A 14,423-nucleotide genomic window follows, 5' to 3' on the forward strand; every position below is an offset into this window, starting at 1 on the left:
TGAAAATTTACCGGGTTAATTGAGACAATTTGTTACTTCTTAACAGCTTTCTTCTTATATTTCTTAGCTAAATCTTCTGGTGCTACGGCGCAATAAGAAAGTCGAACCGCATCATTAAGAACTTCGTTTTCTATGAAACTTAATTCAAAAATTGTCCATCCTTGTTTGCCCCAGCCTGCCTGTGCAGGATAGATTGCTGATGGGTCTAAATCCGAAAATTTGTTTTGATCTTTTGGCGATAATCTAAATACTGCTTTTAAGTTTGAATTATCAATTGTAATAAAGATTTTATCGTCAACTTTAAATGAGTTTTTGTTGGCATTTGGTGTTTCTACTACGTCTTCAAAAGACAAGGCAAGTTCTCTAAAAGAATCTGGAGATATCATAATATGTGTTTTTAAATAACGTTCAATCGAGCTATAATTAAAATTTGATCTAGCAAACTTACATCAATTTTAAGCTTTTAAGTATTTTATATCTAAATCAAAAGGTAACGGATTGAAAGATAACTGATAAATTAGCTTGTGAATTTCGAGAGCCTAAATTACAATTTATATAGTTTCTGCGGAAATTCTGCAGCATGATTAAGAATTAAATTGAGAATATAACTGTTGGATTGATAAATTGACAAATCGTTTTTGATAGGAGCTAAGCCATCTGCTAAATAGGTTTTATCTTTAAAATATCCCATTCCATAGAATGTTCCATTTTCTACCACGAGACAGCTGAGTTCTTCTGCCTCACGTCCATCATCAACCAATGCAAAACTGGGCTGTAAACGCTGAAGTTCAGCTAGCGCATTATTTAAACGTTTATTGTAAACGGCAACTGTTTCTATGCCGCTACAAACCCCAAAGCATTGGCCGTTATCGTGTGCAGTGCATTTTGTAGCTGTTTTTTGAAGATAGCAGAGCTTAGCACAAAGTTGATATTTTTCAATTAATTGATTCAAAAAATTATAACCTTCTAACAAGCTATTAAAACTTTGAAGTGATTTATTGTTTGTCTTGTGCTTATCTATCGCCAACCTTAAATAACCATTTTGGTCTTCAAAAACATAAAGATCATACTTATGCTCATAACGTTTCATAGCTCGGTTATTTTCTGGCCAAAGTCTTTTAATCTCGTTCGCTTCTAAAATTAAAGCCATTAACTCAGTGCCGCAAACTACATAATCGACATTATAAATAGTTCGTAAGAAATCTTGTCGTTGCTTATTTGGTTTGTTGCCTGTAAAATGGCTTATCACTCGTTTTTTTAGGTTTTTAGCTTTTCCAACATAAACTATTTTTCCCTTATTGTCCTTAAAATAATATACGCCAGGTTGGTTGGGCAACCTTAAAATTGAAGCACGATCTAGATGTGGGGGCAAAACCTGTTCTTTTGAACTCTTCTTTAACATTTCGGCAATAACACCTTCGTGATCGGTTTCTAAAAGCATATTAAACAAAATGCTGGTTGCATCGGCATCTCCTCCGGCACGGTGTCGATTTTGAATGGAGATATTTAACGCACTACATAACTTGCCCAAACTATATGAAGCCTTTCCTGGAATAAGTTTTCTACTTAGCCTTACAGTGCAAAGTTTACGGCAGTTCAAATCGTAACCCGCAGCCGCTAGATGATGTTTTAAAAAAGAATAATCGAAATTAACATTATGGGCTACAAAGACTTTTTCATTCAAAAGCTGGTAGATTTGCAATGCGACATCCTCAAAATAGGGTGCTTCTGCTACCATATCGTTATCAATTCCTGTTAAAGCAGTGATATAAGCAGGTATAAATTGCCTTGGATTGATTAAGGTTGTATAGGATTCCACCACCTGATTTTCATTATGAATGTTTATGGCTACCTCAGTAATTCCATTTGCAGAGGCATGGCCTCCCGTGGTTTCTATATCTACAACTGCGTATAACATCGGCAAATTTTCAAACACAAATCTATACTAAAATATTTAGTAATAAAAATAATTTTGAGCTATTTTTTGACGGTTTTTTTAGTTGTATTGCATTTTTAGTAATGCTTTAAAACAAAACCAGCGACTACGTAATAACGCAATCGCTGGTTAACTATTATTAATATTTTATTAAAGCTTACTTAATAATTTGCTTAAATTAGGCTTTATACCTACGCTAACAGGAACGGTGTTAAATACACGATTTTGAATTTTACCAAAACCATACATATAACTAACCTCTACAAATAAGTTGGCACCACCGATATTGTATTCGATTCCACCGCCACCTTCAGCAATACCTAAGCTATTGGTTTTGTTTTCCATATTTACCTGCAATGTATTGGCATTAACCCCAGCTTGAGGAGTTAAGATAAAGCCGCCACCTGCACCAGCGAATCCATAAAAAGCCCATTTATCTAATATTTTACGATACCCTAAGGCAATGTTTAATAAATACGTAGTAGATCTGCCTTTCTGAATGGTATAAGTATAACCGGGGTCGGCGATCTGTTGGTTAAATGTAAAAGCATGTAAACTCACCTTTGGATAAACGAAAAAACCTCCGTTTCCTACCGCTAAATTTACCCCAAGAGAGGTCGAGAATTTCGGTTTAAAGTAATCTGATGTTTCGCCCATCGGGAATGCAAAACCAATTCCACTCATAGAATAAAGTTTATCAGGACGGTTACTTTGTGCGCTAGCTTTCATTGATATTGCGGCGCAAAGCAATATAATCGGGGTTAGTAATCTTGAGTTCATATATGGTTTTTTAATTAGCAATTAGCTTATTTACTTTTCGCAGTAAATCTGAAATGTTAAAAGGTTTAACTAAATAATCATCCGGGTTTAGTTTTTGCGATACGATGTAATTTTCATCATAACGGGCAGAAGCCATTATTACTGGGATATTTTCTGTTTCAGGATTTAATCTAAGCTCTTTGAAAACTGCTCTTCCATCCATCCCGTTCAGCATAATATCCAGAATAATTAAATCTGGCATAAACTCTTTTATTGTTTTAAATATAAATCTTGGAGATAATAATGGGTAAACGCTGTAATGCTCGGTTTCTAGTGCCATCTGAAAAACCTCCAAAATATCGGGATCATCATCAACAACTAATATTCTTTTCAAAACGGATGTTCAATTAATAAAAAATAGACTATCCCTAATACAAAGAAACATGAGGAATGTTTTAACCGCTATTAAAAACTTAAATTAAATTTCTAGATAGAATTAATTATCAGCTATCTTTCAAAGAATTGTTATTCGCAAATTTGGTAAAAAGCAATTTGTGCGAATCTTCAATTGTATACAGAACGCCGCTGGCAAGCAAAATCTGATTACCTAAAACACTTTTAATGTGCTTTTTAGAAATGATTATATTGGTACTAATCTGGATAAACCCTGGGTGCGTTCGCAACATATTAATCATCTTCGCGAAATTTATTTTTGCACTTGATATAGATAGCTCCGTGGTAATAAAATTAATATCGTGTTTATGATCCTCGACAGCAACCAAATCCTCAAAATTTACTCTTACTAATTCCTCATTCTCATTATGTAATGGAATGTAAAAGTAATGATCATTAAATATGGATAAAGTTTGATGGTCGGTTTTACCAGTAGGAAATAAGTTATTAATGGTTTTGGTGAAGTTAAGAATAGAATAGGGCTTCAATAGGTAAGCATCTGCCTCAACTCTAAAGGCATCTAATGCATATCTCGGATGAGCTGTTGTAAAGATAAGATGCTTAGCCTTTTGCCTCAATAAGCCAGCGAGCTCAATACCAGAAAGTGCCGGCATCTCTACGTCTATGAAAATAATATCAACAGGATTTGCCATAGATATTTCTGCCAATGCCTGCAACGGTTCAGTAAAAGTTTGAACTAATTCCAGTTCGGGCAACTTTTCCATGTAAGCAATTAGATTTTCTAAGGAATGGGGATCGTCATCAATGGCGATGCAACTTATAGACATTTTGTGAGTTTTAGATGCTGCAAAATACGATTTAGAGTGATAAAATCGAAAAATAATTTATAATGTATTAGCAAATAGTAGATTTATTTGTGTAGTGTTAATTTTACGGATATGAATTAATAAACTGCAAGCACATACATTTTATTAGTGGTATAAATATGCAATTAATAATAATAAATATGTAGTTTTAACATAAATGATTAATGTGATTTACAATTTATTGACCGTTTGATAATATTTCGGCTCCAAAACCGTAATGATCATAAGGTGATTTCTAAATAAAAATCAGTAATTATCTACCTAAAATACATTCCTATGAAAAACAGAACCGCCATTACTACTACATTGAATAAATCTATCACTAGAAAAGTGATTGAATTGCAAGAGTTGGGATATGATTGTGATTTCCTTTTGCTTGCTAATGGTAATTTACTGTGCATTCAAACTAATCGGAAATACCCAATTAAATCGGTTTCGATAGAAACAATGGAACACGGTTATGATTTTTTTAGTCAAACATATAAACATGTTCACACCATTGTTACGGGGAATGGAGAGAGTGGGGTTCTGCTAACTGAGCGAGCCTACAATTGAGTTTTAATTAGGGGTTTGAGTACTAAAATTGCTAGTTTCGACTGAGCATTCCAACGGAGCTGTCTTGCAATTTTAGTACTTCCAAATTGTAACTTTTGTTTTGAATAGAAAAAAACTATTCGACTTTCTTTTTGTTTAGATTTTATTGAATATATTTAAACAAAAATGACTTATACCATTTCAGATCTAGAACAGCTTTCGGGCGTACATTCGCATACCATCAGGATTTGGGAACAAAGGTATAATGCTTTAACACCTATGCGATCGCAGGGTAATACTAGATTGTATGACGATGTACAGCTTGTAAAGCTATTAAACATCGTTAGCTTAAATCAAGTTGGTTTAAAAATTTCAAAAATCTGTAGTCTCTCCAACGATGCGATAGAAGATCTTTTAGATAAACAATACGAGCACCAATCTGATGATGATTTGGCTGAATTCTATCTTTCGAGGTTAATTAAGTTTGGTTTAGAATTTAATCACTTAGCTTTTAACAATCTACTCAACGATTGCATGCAGATAATGGGTGTTACCAATACCTACCGTAGAGTAACATACCCTTTACTTGTTCGTTTAGGATTGATGTGGAGAAAAGATGATATTTGTCCTGCCCACGAACATTTTATCAGCAACATTATCAAACAAAAACTTTTTGCCCAAATTGATCAGATAAGTACAACTAACATGGATGCTGATACCTGGCTACTTTTTCTACCCGAAGATGAAGACCATGACATCGGTTTAATTTTCGCTTACTACCTGCTAAAACTAAATAATCAAAATGTTATTTTTTTAGGTAATAGAACACCATTAAATTCTGTAAGCGCTGTAATTTCGACAATAAATATTGATCACGTTTTGCTTTTTATGGTTAAATCACGAGCAGAAGAACCAACCAATAAATATATTATTAACCTCACTAATAAGTGCAAAACTGCTAAAATTCATCTGGCAGGAAATGCAACAGTTATAAAAAACCTTAAAAATATTGATCATATCAATTGGTTTAAATCGCTTGATGAGTTCGAAAAATCAATACAAATCCCTATTTAACATGAAAGAAATTTTCGATCAACTATCGGCCAATTGTAGTAAACTCACCACCACTAGTTATAGTACCAGTTTTTCTTTTGGAATTTATTTTTTAGGTAAAGAGTTGCGCCAACCCATTTATGCTATATATGGTTTCGTTCGTTTAGCGGATGAAATTGTTGACAGCTTTCATAATTTTGATAAAAAGTATTTACTCGAAAAATTTAAGCAGGACACCTTTGAATCTATCCAGTTAGGCATCAGCTTAAATCCTGTGATTAATTCTTTTCAGAAAGTAGTTAATGAGTTTAAGATTGATCATGAACTCATTCGTCTTTTTCTCAGAAGTATGGAAATGGATTTAGAGGATAAATTATACACGCAAGATTTATATGATGAATACATTTTGGGATCAGCGGAAGTAGTAGGCCTTATGTGCTTAAAAGTGTTTACCAACGGCGATGAAAGCGAGTACAATAGACTTAAGCCTTATGCGATGAAGCTTGGTTCTGCTTTTCAAAAAGTTAATTTTTTGAGGGATGTGAAAGCTGATCATCAGGCTTTGAACAGGAATTATTTCCCTAATGTGAATTTAGCAGCATTCTGTGATAACGAAAAACGAAAAATTGAGCGAGAAATAGAGGAGGAGTTTAATGAGTCTTTGGTTGGCATTAAGATGCTCCCGTTAAGTTCGAGAAACGGCGTTTATTTATCATATATATATTATAAAAAGTTATTTAACAAAATAAAGGGATTGAGCGCAGAGAAAATTATGAATGAAAGAATAAGAATACCTAACCACCACAAGATTGGTTTAATGTTCGATTCTATGATTCGCCATAAATTAAATGTGATCTAGTTTAATGGAAGAACACGTAATCTTAGTTGATCAAAATGATATACCGCAGGGTAAAATGGAGAAATTAGAAGCCCATCAAAAGGGTGCTTTGCATAGGGCATTTTCCATTTTTATCTTTAATGATAACAATGAGCTTTTATTGCAGCAAAGGGCCCAGGGAAAATACCATTCCGGTGGGTTGTGGACTAACACATGCTGCAGTCACCCTCGGGAAGGCGAGAGTAATCTGGATGCCACGCAGAGAAGGTTACGGGAAGAAATGGGAATGAGCTGTGATCTGACGTATGCCTTCAACTTTCTTTATAAAGTTAAATTCGAAGATGGATTGACGGAGCATGAACTTGATCATGTTTTTTTCGGCAAATCTAATAAGAAGCCCGTAATCAATCTAAACGAGGTGATGGATTTTAAATACATGAACCTCAATCTGTTGAAAAAAGATATTGAATACAACCCAAACAACTACACAATTTGGCTGAAAATATGCCTAGAAAAAGTAATTCAGCATATGGAATTCGTTGAAAATAAAAACGGGCATACAGCCTAAGCCATATACCCGTATCTAAATTAACGCTCTCGAGGACAAATATAGAAGTTGTTTACATAAATCCTAAAAGTTTAATAATTCTTTTACTTTAAGATTATAGTTCGGTGTTGTTCTTAAGAAATACAAGTCGAAGCATCTGTCGTCTGTGGGAAAAATTATTTTTTAGAATAATTTCTCTGACAAAAATCGCACACATAACATTGCCTATGTGTCTTCCCGAGTTCTTGTTTAGTAACCTCATGATCTGCAGCGCACTTCTTCTGCAGATACACCTCCCAACGTTTACTCAATGTATTTTCCTTTTTCCAGGCCAGAAAATCAAAGCTATATCGCTGGCTTTCACTAATAATCTCTTTAAGTTTAGCTAAAGGAATATCTTCAATTTTACTAAGTGGGTGAACTTTAGTTCTATATAACACTTCGTTTTTTATGATATTGCCAACGCCTCCAAAAATCTTTTGATCTAGTAATACATCGCAGATATAGGAAGATGCGGTTTCTTTCAATTTTTTTAGTGCCAGTTTGGGATCCCATGATGTAGACATAACATCAGATTTCCAGTCGTAATGTTGATTAATATCACCCTCAAGTAAGTCAATTTTACATGTGTAGAAATTTAGTTGATCATTTTTAAAGGTGAGTCCAAGTTTGATTGGTGTTTTTTTACTATCATTTATTAAATATGTTCCGAAAAGCATGAAGTGAATACGTACAGTAAAATCATCAAAACAAATTAAAAAGTGTTTTCCCCAGCTCTTGAAATCATTAACCTTTCGATGCAAAAGCCGGTTTTTATCAATAGTCGTCACATTTCCTGTCACTTCCAAAACCTCAGGTTTCCTTAAGCGCAGTCCAGCTACTAAATCTTTTAATATCACAATTGATGGTCCTTCAGGCATCTGCTAGTTTTTTAAATGAGTAATGTTCTTTGATATAATAATTGAAATATTTGCCTTTTGATCTGGCAGCCTTTAACCTTTCGAATACGTTCTGAGGCACACCTTCATATTGATAAACCATTCCAGAGACGAAAGTTATATTGAGTGCTTTCGCTTCTGGATTATAACTAAAATGATCTATAACGGATGATGGCATAAAAAGTATTTTCTTAAACTCAAAATTACTCTCCCTTAAGTTCTGATTCTTCTTTGGCTGCTCGAATTTTCTCTTTCTTTAAATCGATCCGTATAATATTATACAAGCTCATGTATACATTTGCAATCCAAACAATTGCAAAGAAAGCTATGACATAGCCTCTCCAATCTGGATAGATAAGCGTGTATTTGGTAATCAATAGGATAATTAAGGTGATATAGTGGCTGAAACAATATTCACAGGTGAACACGTAAAAAAATTTCCGCTTGATTAGCTTGTCGCAATTTTTTGATCGATCAACACAAAATTCTCTCGCCTCTCTAAAAATTTCTTCTTTGGTAACCGTCCAGGCGATGCAAGCTACGGGGAGCGCTAAAACAAAAATGTAATAGATGTGTGGTTCCATGAAATCGAATTAATTTTAAATACAACCTTCAACCATCGAAAATGTTTAGATCCTGAAGTAAACATTTTCATGCTACAACTGTTTAGTAATTCAAAAACCATAATTATGGAAAGATCAGAAATTGTATCTCTATTAGAGGTTATCAATCAGCAAGTAAGTTCTCCAATTTTAGGCGGGATGGAAGATGATTACGAGGTATTGGAAAGCATGGGCTTAGTTAAAATTAACAGGGAATCTATTCAATGGACAACCGTGATGACCCCAGCAGGTAATGCTTATCTAGGGCATGATTAATTGACCATATAGGTTAATGATATTAATATAAATCTTCTAAATTTGTGGCGAGTTTAGCAGGTGACCTATTTTTATAATTGTTACGCTAATTAAGTTTATGAATAAAATTCAACTAAGAACGGTTAGTGTTACGCGGTATGTTACGCCTTTGCGAGAAGGTGGATCAATGCCTGCAATTGCTGAAGCCGACGATAATTTCTTATACGTATTAAAATTCCGTGGCGCCGGCCAGGGAACAAGGGCACTAATAGCAGAGCTAATTGGTGGCGAAATAGCAAGAATTCTGGGCTTACGCGTTCCTGAATTAGTTTTTGCTAATTTGGATGAGGCATTTGGAAGAACCGAGCCGGATGAAGAAATTCAAGATTTACTAAAAGGAAGTGTCGGTTTAAATCTTGCGCTTCATTACTTATCAGGTGCCATAACTTTTGATCCAACAGTTACCACTGTCGATGCCAAACTGGCCTCGCAAATTGTGTGGTTGGATTGTTTTTTAACCAATATGGATCGTACATGCCGAAACACCAATATGCTCATTTGGCATAAGCAACTTTGGCTCATCGATCATGGTGCATCGCTATATTTTCATCATTCATGGCAAAACTGGAAAGAACAGGCTACGAGGCCGTTTTTTCTGGTAAAAGACCATGTTTTATTGCCTTGGGCATCTGAGTTAGATGCTGTTGATCAGGAATTTAAATCGATCTTAAATCCTGAAAAGATTCAGGCGGTTATCAATTTAATTCCGGATGATTGGTTGGAAGGAGAGACTAACTTTGAAAGCAATACAGCACACAGGAATGCCTACTCGTATTTTCTGGAAACCCGTTTAGCAAATTCTGAACTATTTTTAAAAGAAGCGCAGCATGCAAGAGAAATTCTTATTTGAGTATGCCGTGATTCGTGTTATGCCTAGGGTAGAGCGTGAAGAATTTATGAATGTGGGCATTATTCTTTTTTGCGCAAAAAAGAAATTTTTGCAAAGCGTTTTCATTGTTGATGAAGTTAAATTAACTGCGTTTTCATCTAAAATCGATATTGACGAAGTACAGGCAAATCTTTCAGCTTTTGAACGAATTAGCATAGGTGCAAAAAATGCTGGTCCGATTGGTCAATATGATGAGGCCTCCCGTTTTAGATGGCTTACTGCCACTAGAAGTACTATAATTCAATGTTCAAAGGTACACCCTGGTTTTTCCTCAGATCCTTACGAGACGATGATAAGACTCCATCATGAATTGGTGTTGTAATTGCAAATTAGACCCATTAATTATAAAATTCACTTATTTCTTTAATGATATCCGTTGCCAAAAGAATATTTTAAAAAGCTTCAAGATCTACTTAACACGGAGCGTGAGGCAGATCTCCAATCCTATCTAAAGCTTACAGAAAACACTTCGCCTGCCGATCGACGCTCCCTGGGGCTTACCTGGTATCCAATTGCTATCCGAAATAATGAGATAGGTAGGGGAGATTATTTAACTGTGGAGGTGGAACGTACAACACATCAAGATTTTTCTCATCAATTTAGATTTGGATCTTCTGTTGTATTATTCTCCAATCATGATCCAAAGATAGATCAGCTAGAAGGAATAATTACTCACCAAACGGGTAGTAAAATGAAAGTTAACTTTCGGGTGGATGAATTACCAGATTGGACAAGAGATGGTAAACTTGGTGTCGATTTGTTATTCGACAACAACAGCTACGATGAAATGCAAAGTGCATTGAAACGAGCGTCAGTTCTTGCGGAAGATGATTCAGAAAATAAACTGATCAGGATATTGACTACAGCTGAGAAACCATCGTTTCAGATTGAAGAAAAGTTTGTTATCCCTAGCACATTGAATGATTCACAAAGGCTTGCGGTGAATAAAATTGTCACCGCTAATCATTTGGCAATTGTTCACGGTCCTCCTGGTACAGGAAAAACCACTACGCTTGTTCATGCTATAAAATCGTTGATCAAACATAATAACCAAAAGATTTTAGTAGTTGCCCCTAGCAATACTGCCGTTGATTTATTAACAGAGAAACTTGCGCTGGAGGGGTTAAATACCATCCGTATAGGTAACCCAGCTCGGGTTTCAGACCGACTATTAACCTCGACTCTAGAACACAAAATGGCTGATCATCCGGATATGAAAACCGTTAAATCGCTAAAAAAACAGGCCAACGAATATAAGAACATGGCCCATAAATATAAGCGAAGTTTTGGCAAGGCTGAAAGAGATCAACGGAAAGCTTTATTTAATGAGGCGCATAAAATTGGGAAAGAAGTAGAAAAAATTGAGCAATATATTACAGACCATTTGTTTGATAAGGCACAAATTATCACTGCAACCTTAGTGGGTGCAAACCATTACAGCGTCCGCAATTTAAAGTACAATACCGTAGTGATTGACGAAGCTGGCCAGGCATTAGAACCCGCCTGCTGGATACCAATTTTAAAAGCAGAGAAGATAATCTTTGCAGGAGATCACTTTCAACTTTCACCGACAATAAAATCCCAAGAAGCCGGAAGTAACGGCTTAAGCAAAACTTTATTAGAAAAGTTGATCGACATTCACCCTGAGTCAGTTGTGCTTTTGAACGAACAATATCGAATGCATCAGAACATTATGGGTTATTCCTCTAAAGTTTTTTATCAAAACCAATTAAATGCTCATCAGTCCGTTGCAAGTCATTTAATTTTCGACGATGACGAACCACTTGTTTATATCGATACTGCGGGCTGCAGTTTTGATGAAAAACTAGAGGGCACAAGTACCATAAATCCAGATGAAGCTGCTTTTTTAGTTAACCATCTCACCTCATTCGTCAAGGAAGTTACTTCCAAAGAAATTGATAATTTTCCATCAATAGCAATCATCTCACCTTATAAACAACAGGTACAATATATAAAGGCTTTGGTTGAGGAAAATGAAGCTTTAATTTCTCTACAAAATAAAATTTCGGTAAATACAATAGACAGTTTTCAGGGGCAGGAACGTGATGTTGTTTATATCAGTTTAACCAGAAGCAATTCCGATGCAATAATTGGGTTTTTATCAGATACCAGAAGAATGAATGTGGCTATGACAAGAGCCAGAAAGAAATTGGTAGTAATAGGAGATAGTGCAACATTATCGAAGGCCAAATTTTATGCAGACTTTATTGAATATGCCGATAAATTAGGAGTCTATCATAGCGCTTGGGAATTTATAAATAGCTAACATGTCAGGTCATTTATTTTGCTTATAAATTATTACATTTGAGTAAATCATCCTGGATTTATTTTATAGCTTTAAAATTCCCTTAAACAATCAAGGTAGAAAACTGTGTTATATAAATCTCATTGTAAATGATGATGGTTTAATAATTAATGGAAATGAAAGTAGGAATTAAAGTTTTAATTGCAGATGATAGTGATTTGATGAGAATGGTGATGAAAGGTTTTTTTAAAAAATTTCTCGACAATCCAACGATCGCCGAAACTACTAATTTACCAGATACATTCGAATTGCTAAATCAAACCGAGTTCGATTTTTTGCTTTTGGATATCAATATGCCAAGGGAAGATAGTAACCCTGAAACTATAATAAAAGTTCATGCCATCCAACCTCAAATAAAGGTTTGCATGTTTACAGGTAACGATAAGGCTACTTTACAGCAACAATATAAAGATGCAGGGGCGATAGGTTTCATCCAAAAACATGAAAACATGGGTATTTCGATTGAGCAAGTGTTAAAGAAAGCTTTCGATTAAGCTTTCTCTAGTTTTTTATCTTCTAGCTTTCCAGAAATACTAGCGCCCGCAATCAATAATTCGTTGGTAATCATTTTCGTGTATTCCGTAATTTCCCACTTAAAATCTGCCACGGAAGATCCCGATCGAATTTCTTCCAATCGCTTTTCCCATTGTCCGGTTAATTCAGCTTGTGCAATTTGTTTGTCTTTTACCACTTCGTAAACTGCCAAGCCTTTATTAGTGGGCAACAGATTACGTTTTTCGCGTACAATATATTCTCTGGTAATTAAAGTTTCAATAATTGAAGCCCGTGTTGCTGGGGTACCCAAGCCACTGTCTTTCATGGCATAACGCAATTCCTCATCCTCAATTTCTTTTCCACAGGTTTCAAGTGCCTTCAATAAAGAAGCTTCGTTGTACATGGCTTTTGGTTTGGTCTGTTTTTCGAGCAAAGACTTTTCCAGAATAGGCAGTTGCTCGCCTACAACAACTTTAGGCAGCGCCGCATTGTCTTCATCTTTTTTATCTTCATCGGTTTCGTTAAAAACCGAGCGCCATCCCGCAGAGCGGATAACTGTTCCATTAGCTATGAAAGTTAAACCCGACTGGATAGTAATTTTGGTAATTTCCTTAAGGCATTCCTGGTGAAAAGCTTCAATCATCCTCCCAACAACCATATCGTAAACCGCTTGTTTATCGCTGCTTAAACCATAGGCTTCTTCGCCGGTGGGCAATACGGCATGGTGATCGGTTACCTTTTTAGCGTTTACACTTCTTTTATTTAGGCTAACCGTTTGAAGAAACTGTGCTTGTTTACCAAAATCAGGATGATTAGTAAATTTAGAAATTAGCGTTGGAACTCCATCAAAAACATCATCGCCAATATACCTTGATCCAGTACGTGGATAGGATACCAATTTGCTTTCGTATAAATTTTGCAAAATATTTAAGGTTTGGTCCGCGGTAAATCCTTTCTTTTTATTTGCTTCCTGCTGCAGGCTACTCAAATCGTGCAAAAGTGGTGGTGGTTCTTTACGGGGTTTAGCCTCTACAGCGGTGATGTTTCCTCCAGTGGCAAAGCCAGAAGTTACATCTTCTACCAATGCGAAAAGTTTTTCAGCTTCTTCTTTATCCTTATAATTCGAGGTAGATACTGCCTTAAATTGCTGCTCATCCTTGATCAGTTGGATGGCTATTTGGTAATAAATTTGGGGAACAAAATTTTTAATTTCCAGGAACCGGGCACAAATCATTGCCAGCGTTGGGGTTTGTACTCTGCCCAAAGATAATACGCTTCTGTTCCCGGCCGAGATACTTAAAGCCTGAGTGGCATTCATACCCACCAACCAGTCAGATTCTGAGCGGCAATGTGCCGAATTAAATAAGGTATCGTAATCTGTGCCGGGCTTTAGGTTTCTAAAGCCATCTTTTATAGCTTCATCTGTCTGAGATGATATCCATAGTCGTTTGAAAGGTTTTTTACATTTCAGATAATAATAAATATATCTAAAAATTAATTCGCCCTCACGCCCGGCATCGGTGGCAACGATAATTTCGGTTGCTTCATCAAACAGTCGCTTAATGGTATCCAACTGTTTTCTAACTGCTGGATCTTCTATAAAACCGTCTTTGGTTTTTACCTTTCTTACTGCTAACTTAAATTTAGCTGGCAACATCGGTAAATGTTGTTTTCTCCAACCAATAAAACCATAATCCTGTGGAGGTGCCAATTGAAGTAGGTGTCCGAAAGCCCAGGTAAATGAATATCCTTTACCTTCGATATATCCATCTTTACGGGTTGTTGCGCCGAAAACTTTAGCAAGTTCACGACCAACAGAGGGCTTTTCTGCAATAACTATCTTCATTAATTAGGCGTATTTTTTCAACCTCAAAGATGCCTAAAATATTCCTTTCAACAGCTAAAATTTTA

At 35.6% G+C, this 14,423-nt stretch carries 18 protein-coding genes; 9 read left to right on the forward strand and 9 right to left on the reverse strand.

Annotation, left to right across the window (positions count from 1 at the left end; genetic code table 11):
• Positions 1 to 32: 32 nt before the first annotated feature.
• The 5 genes from ASE92_RS04920 to ASE92_RS04940 all read right to left on the reverse strand — a co-directional run bounded on the left by ASE92_RS04920 (position 33) and on the right by ASE92_RS04940 (position 3,936).
• Entirely contained in the window at positions 33 to 386 is a 354-nt protein-coding gene (locus ASE92_RS04920) for an MmcQ/YjbR family DNA-binding protein (protein WP_056848934.1), read from the reverse strand.
• Positions 387 to 544: 158 nt separating this feature from the next.
• A complete protein-coding gene (locus ASE92_RS04925) occupies positions 545 to 1,918 on the reverse strand; it encodes an exonuclease domain-containing protein (protein ID WP_056848935.1) in 1,374 nt (457 codons plus the stop codon).
• 168 nt (positions 1,919 to 2,086) lie between these two features.
• A complete protein-coding gene (locus ASE92_RS04930) occupies positions 2,087 to 2,716 on the reverse strand; it encodes a hypothetical protein (RefSeq protein ID WP_157255631.1) in 630 nt (209 codons plus the stop codon).
• A 10-nt stretch (positions 2,717 to 2,726) separates the two neighbouring features.
• Positions 2,727 to 3,089 carry a response regulator transcription factor gene (locus tag ASE92_RS04935; protein ID WP_056848937.1) on the reverse strand — a complete coding sequence of 121 codons (363 nt, stop codon included), beginning with the start codon at positions 3,087 to 3,089 and terminating at the stop codon, positions 2,727 to 2,729.
• Positions 3,090 to 3,198: 109 nt separating this feature from the next.
• Positions 3,199 to 3,936, reverse strand: coding sequence for a LytTR family DNA-binding domain-containing protein (locus ASE92_RS04940; protein ID WP_056848938.1), 738 nt, complete (start codon positions 3,934 to 3,936; stop codon positions 3,199 to 3,201).
• A gap of 315 nt (positions 3,937 to 4,251) precedes the next feature.
• Between ASE92_RS04940 and ASE92_RS04945 the strand changes: the two genes are divergently transcribed.
• From ASE92_RS04945 to idi, 4 genes are all read left to right on the forward strand, one after another.
• A complete protein-coding gene (locus tag ASE92_RS04945) occupies positions 4,252 to 4,530 on the forward strand; it encodes a hypothetical protein (RefSeq protein WP_056848939.1) in 279 nt (92 codons plus the stop codon).
• Positions 4,531 to 4,695: 165 nt separating this feature from the next.
• Positions 4,696 to 5,583, forward strand: a complete 888-nt coding sequence (locus ASE92_RS04950) for a MerR family transcriptional regulator (RefSeq protein WP_056848940.1) — start codon at positions 4,696 to 4,698, stop codon at positions 5,581 to 5,583.
• A 1-nt stretch (position 5,584) separates the two neighbouring features.
• Positions 5,585 to 6,421 (forward strand): squalene/phytoene synthase family protein, encoded by an 837-nt coding sequence (locus tag ASE92_RS04955; RefSeq protein ID WP_056849293.1) that lies wholly within the window; start codon positions 5,585 to 5,587, stop codon positions 6,419 to 6,421.
• 4 nt (positions 6,422 to 6,425) lie between these two features.
• Entirely contained in the window at positions 6,426 to 6,968 is a 543-nt protein-coding gene (gene idi / locus ASE92_RS04960; RefSeq protein ID WP_056848941.1) for an isopentenyl-diphosphate Delta-isomerase, read from the forward strand.
• A 155-nt stretch (positions 6,969 to 7,123) separates the two neighbouring features.
• Here idi and ASE92_RS04965 read toward each other — a convergent pair whose 3' ends face one another.
• Genes ASE92_RS04965 through ASE92_RS04975 form a run of 3 tightly spaced genes read right to left on the reverse strand, consistent with a single transcriptional unit; the run spans position 7,124 to position 8,469 of the window.
• A complete protein-coding gene (locus ASE92_RS04965; protein WP_056848942.1) occupies positions 7,124 to 7,867 on the reverse strand; it encodes an endonuclease in 744 nt (247 codons plus the stop codon).
• Positions 7,860 to 8,063 carry a KTSC domain-containing protein gene (locus ASE92_RS04970; RefSeq protein WP_056848943.1) on the reverse strand — a complete coding sequence of 68 codons (204 nt, stop codon included), beginning with the start codon at positions 8,061 to 8,063 and terminating at the stop codon, positions 7,860 to 7,862. The genes ASE92_RS04965 and ASE92_RS04970 overlap by 8 nt, the downstream gene beginning before the upstream one ends.
• Before the next feature lie 25 nt (positions 8,064 to 8,088).
• Positions 8,089 to 8,469, reverse strand: coding sequence for a hypothetical protein (locus ASE92_RS04975; protein ID WP_056848944.1), 381 nt, complete (start codon positions 8,467 to 8,469; stop codon positions 8,089 to 8,091).
• 105 nt (positions 8,470 to 8,574) lie between these two features.
• Between ASE92_RS04975 and ASE92_RS04980 the strand changes: the two genes are divergently transcribed.
• The 5 genes from ASE92_RS04980 (at position 8,575) to ASE92_RS05000 (ending at position 12,511) form a co-directional block, all read left to right on the forward strand.
• A complete protein-coding gene (locus tag ASE92_RS04980) occupies positions 8,575 to 8,763 on the forward strand; it encodes a hypothetical protein (RefSeq protein WP_056849294.1) in 189 nt (62 codons plus the stop codon).
• A 97-nt stretch (positions 8,764 to 8,860) separates the two neighbouring features.
• Positions 8,861 to 9,652 (forward strand): HipA family kinase, encoded by a 792-nt coding sequence (locus tag ASE92_RS04985; RefSeq protein ID WP_056848945.1) that lies wholly within the window; start codon positions 8,861 to 8,863, stop codon positions 9,650 to 9,652.
• Complete coding sequence (locus ASE92_RS04990) at positions 9,630 to 10,013, forward strand: DUF3037 domain-containing protein (RefSeq protein ID WP_056848946.1); 384 nt, start codon at positions 9,630 to 9,632, stop codon at positions 10,011 to 10,013. The genes ASE92_RS04985 and ASE92_RS04990 overlap by 23 nt, the downstream gene beginning before the upstream one ends.
• 54 nt (positions 10,014 to 10,067) lie before the next feature.
• Complete coding sequence (locus ASE92_RS04995; protein ID WP_056848947.1) at positions 10,068 to 11,978, forward strand: AAA domain-containing protein; 1,911 nt, start codon at positions 10,068 to 10,070, stop codon at positions 11,976 to 11,978.
• A gap of 155 nt (positions 11,979 to 12,133) precedes the next feature.
• Positions 12,134 to 12,511 carry a response regulator gene (locus tag ASE92_RS05000; protein WP_162237742.1) on the forward strand — a complete coding sequence of 126 codons (378 nt, stop codon included), beginning with the start codon at positions 12,134 to 12,136 and terminating at the stop codon, positions 12,509 to 12,511.
• On the opposite strand, the gene topB is transcribed toward ASE92_RS05000, so the two are convergent.
• Entirely contained in the window at positions 12,508 to 14,358 is a 1,851-nt protein-coding gene (gene topB, locus ASE92_RS05005; RefSeq protein WP_056848949.1) for a DNA topoisomerase III, read from the reverse strand. The genes ASE92_RS05000 and topB overlap by 4 nt on opposite strands.
• Between the last annotated feature and the right edge of the window lie 65 nt (positions 14,359 to 14,423).

Origin of the sequence: Pedobacter sp. Leaf41 (assembly GCF_001422545.1) — a bacterium.
GTDB lineage: Bacteria > Bacteroidota > Bacteroidia > Sphingobacteriales > Sphingobacteriaceae > Pedobacter.

Excerpts from the sequence above, each read along its gene's own strand:
- ASE92_RS04970 (WP_056848943.1), bottom strand. The coding sequence starts at position 8,063 with ATGCCATCATCCGTTATAGATCATTTTAGTTATAATCCAGAAGCGAAA.
- ASE92_RS04955 (WP_056849293.1), top strand. The coding sequence starts at position 5,585 with ATGAAAGAAATTTTCGATCAACTATCGGCCAATTGTAGTAAACTCACC.
- ASE92_RS04965 (WP_056848942.1), bottom strand. The coding sequence starts at position 7,867 with ATGCCTGAAGGACCATCAATTGTGATATTAAAAGATTTAGTAGCTGGA.
- ASE92_RS04980 (WP_056849294.1), top strand. The coding sequence starts at position 8,575 with ATGGAAAGATCAGAAATTGTATCTCTATTAGAGGTTATCAATCAGCAA.
- ASE92_RS04950 (WP_056848940.1), top strand. The coding sequence starts at position 4,696 with ATGACTTATACCATTTCAGATCTAGAACAGCTTTCGGGCGTACATTCG.
- ASE92_RS04920 (WP_056848934.1), bottom strand. The coding sequence starts at position 386 with ATGATATCTCCAGATTCTTTTAGAGAACTTGCCTTGTCTTTTGAAGAC.
- ASE92_RS04985 (WP_056848945.1), top strand. The coding sequence starts at position 8,861 with ATGAATAAAATTCAACTAAGAACGGTTAGTGTTACGCGGTATGTTACG.
- ASE92_RS04940 (WP_056848938.1), bottom strand. The coding sequence starts at position 3,936 with ATGTCTATAAGTTGCATCGCCATTGATGACGATCCCCATTCCTTAGAA.
- ASE92_RS04930 (WP_157255631.1), bottom strand. The coding sequence starts at position 2,716 with ATGAACTCAAGATTACTAACCCCGATTATATTGCTTTGCGCCGCAATA.
- ASE92_RS04990 (WP_056848946.1), top strand. The coding sequence starts at position 9,630 with ATGCAAGAGAAATTCTTATTTGAGTATGCCGTGATTCGTGTTATGCCT.
- idi (WP_056848941.1), top strand. The coding sequence starts at position 6,426 with ATGGAAGAACACGTAATCTTAGTTGATCAAAATGATATACCGCAGGGT.
- ASE92_RS05000 (WP_162237742.1), top strand. The coding sequence starts at position 12,134 with ATGAAAGTAGGAATTAAAGTTTTAATTGCAGATGATAGTGATTTGATG.
- topB (WP_056848949.1), bottom strand. The coding sequence starts at position 14,358 with ATGAAGATAGTTATTGCAGAAAAGCCCTCTGTTGGTCGTGAACTTGCT.
- ASE92_RS04975 (WP_056848944.1), bottom strand. The coding sequence starts at position 8,469 with ATGGAACCACACATCTATTACATTTTTGTTTTAGCGCTCCCCGTAGCT.
- ASE92_RS04925 (WP_056848935.1), bottom strand. The coding sequence starts at position 1,918 with ATGTTATACGCAGTTGTAGATATAGAAACCACGGGAGGCCATGCCTCT.
- ASE92_RS04945 (WP_056848939.1), top strand. The coding sequence starts at position 4,252 with ATGAAAAACAGAACCGCCATTACTACTACATTGAATAAATCTATCACT.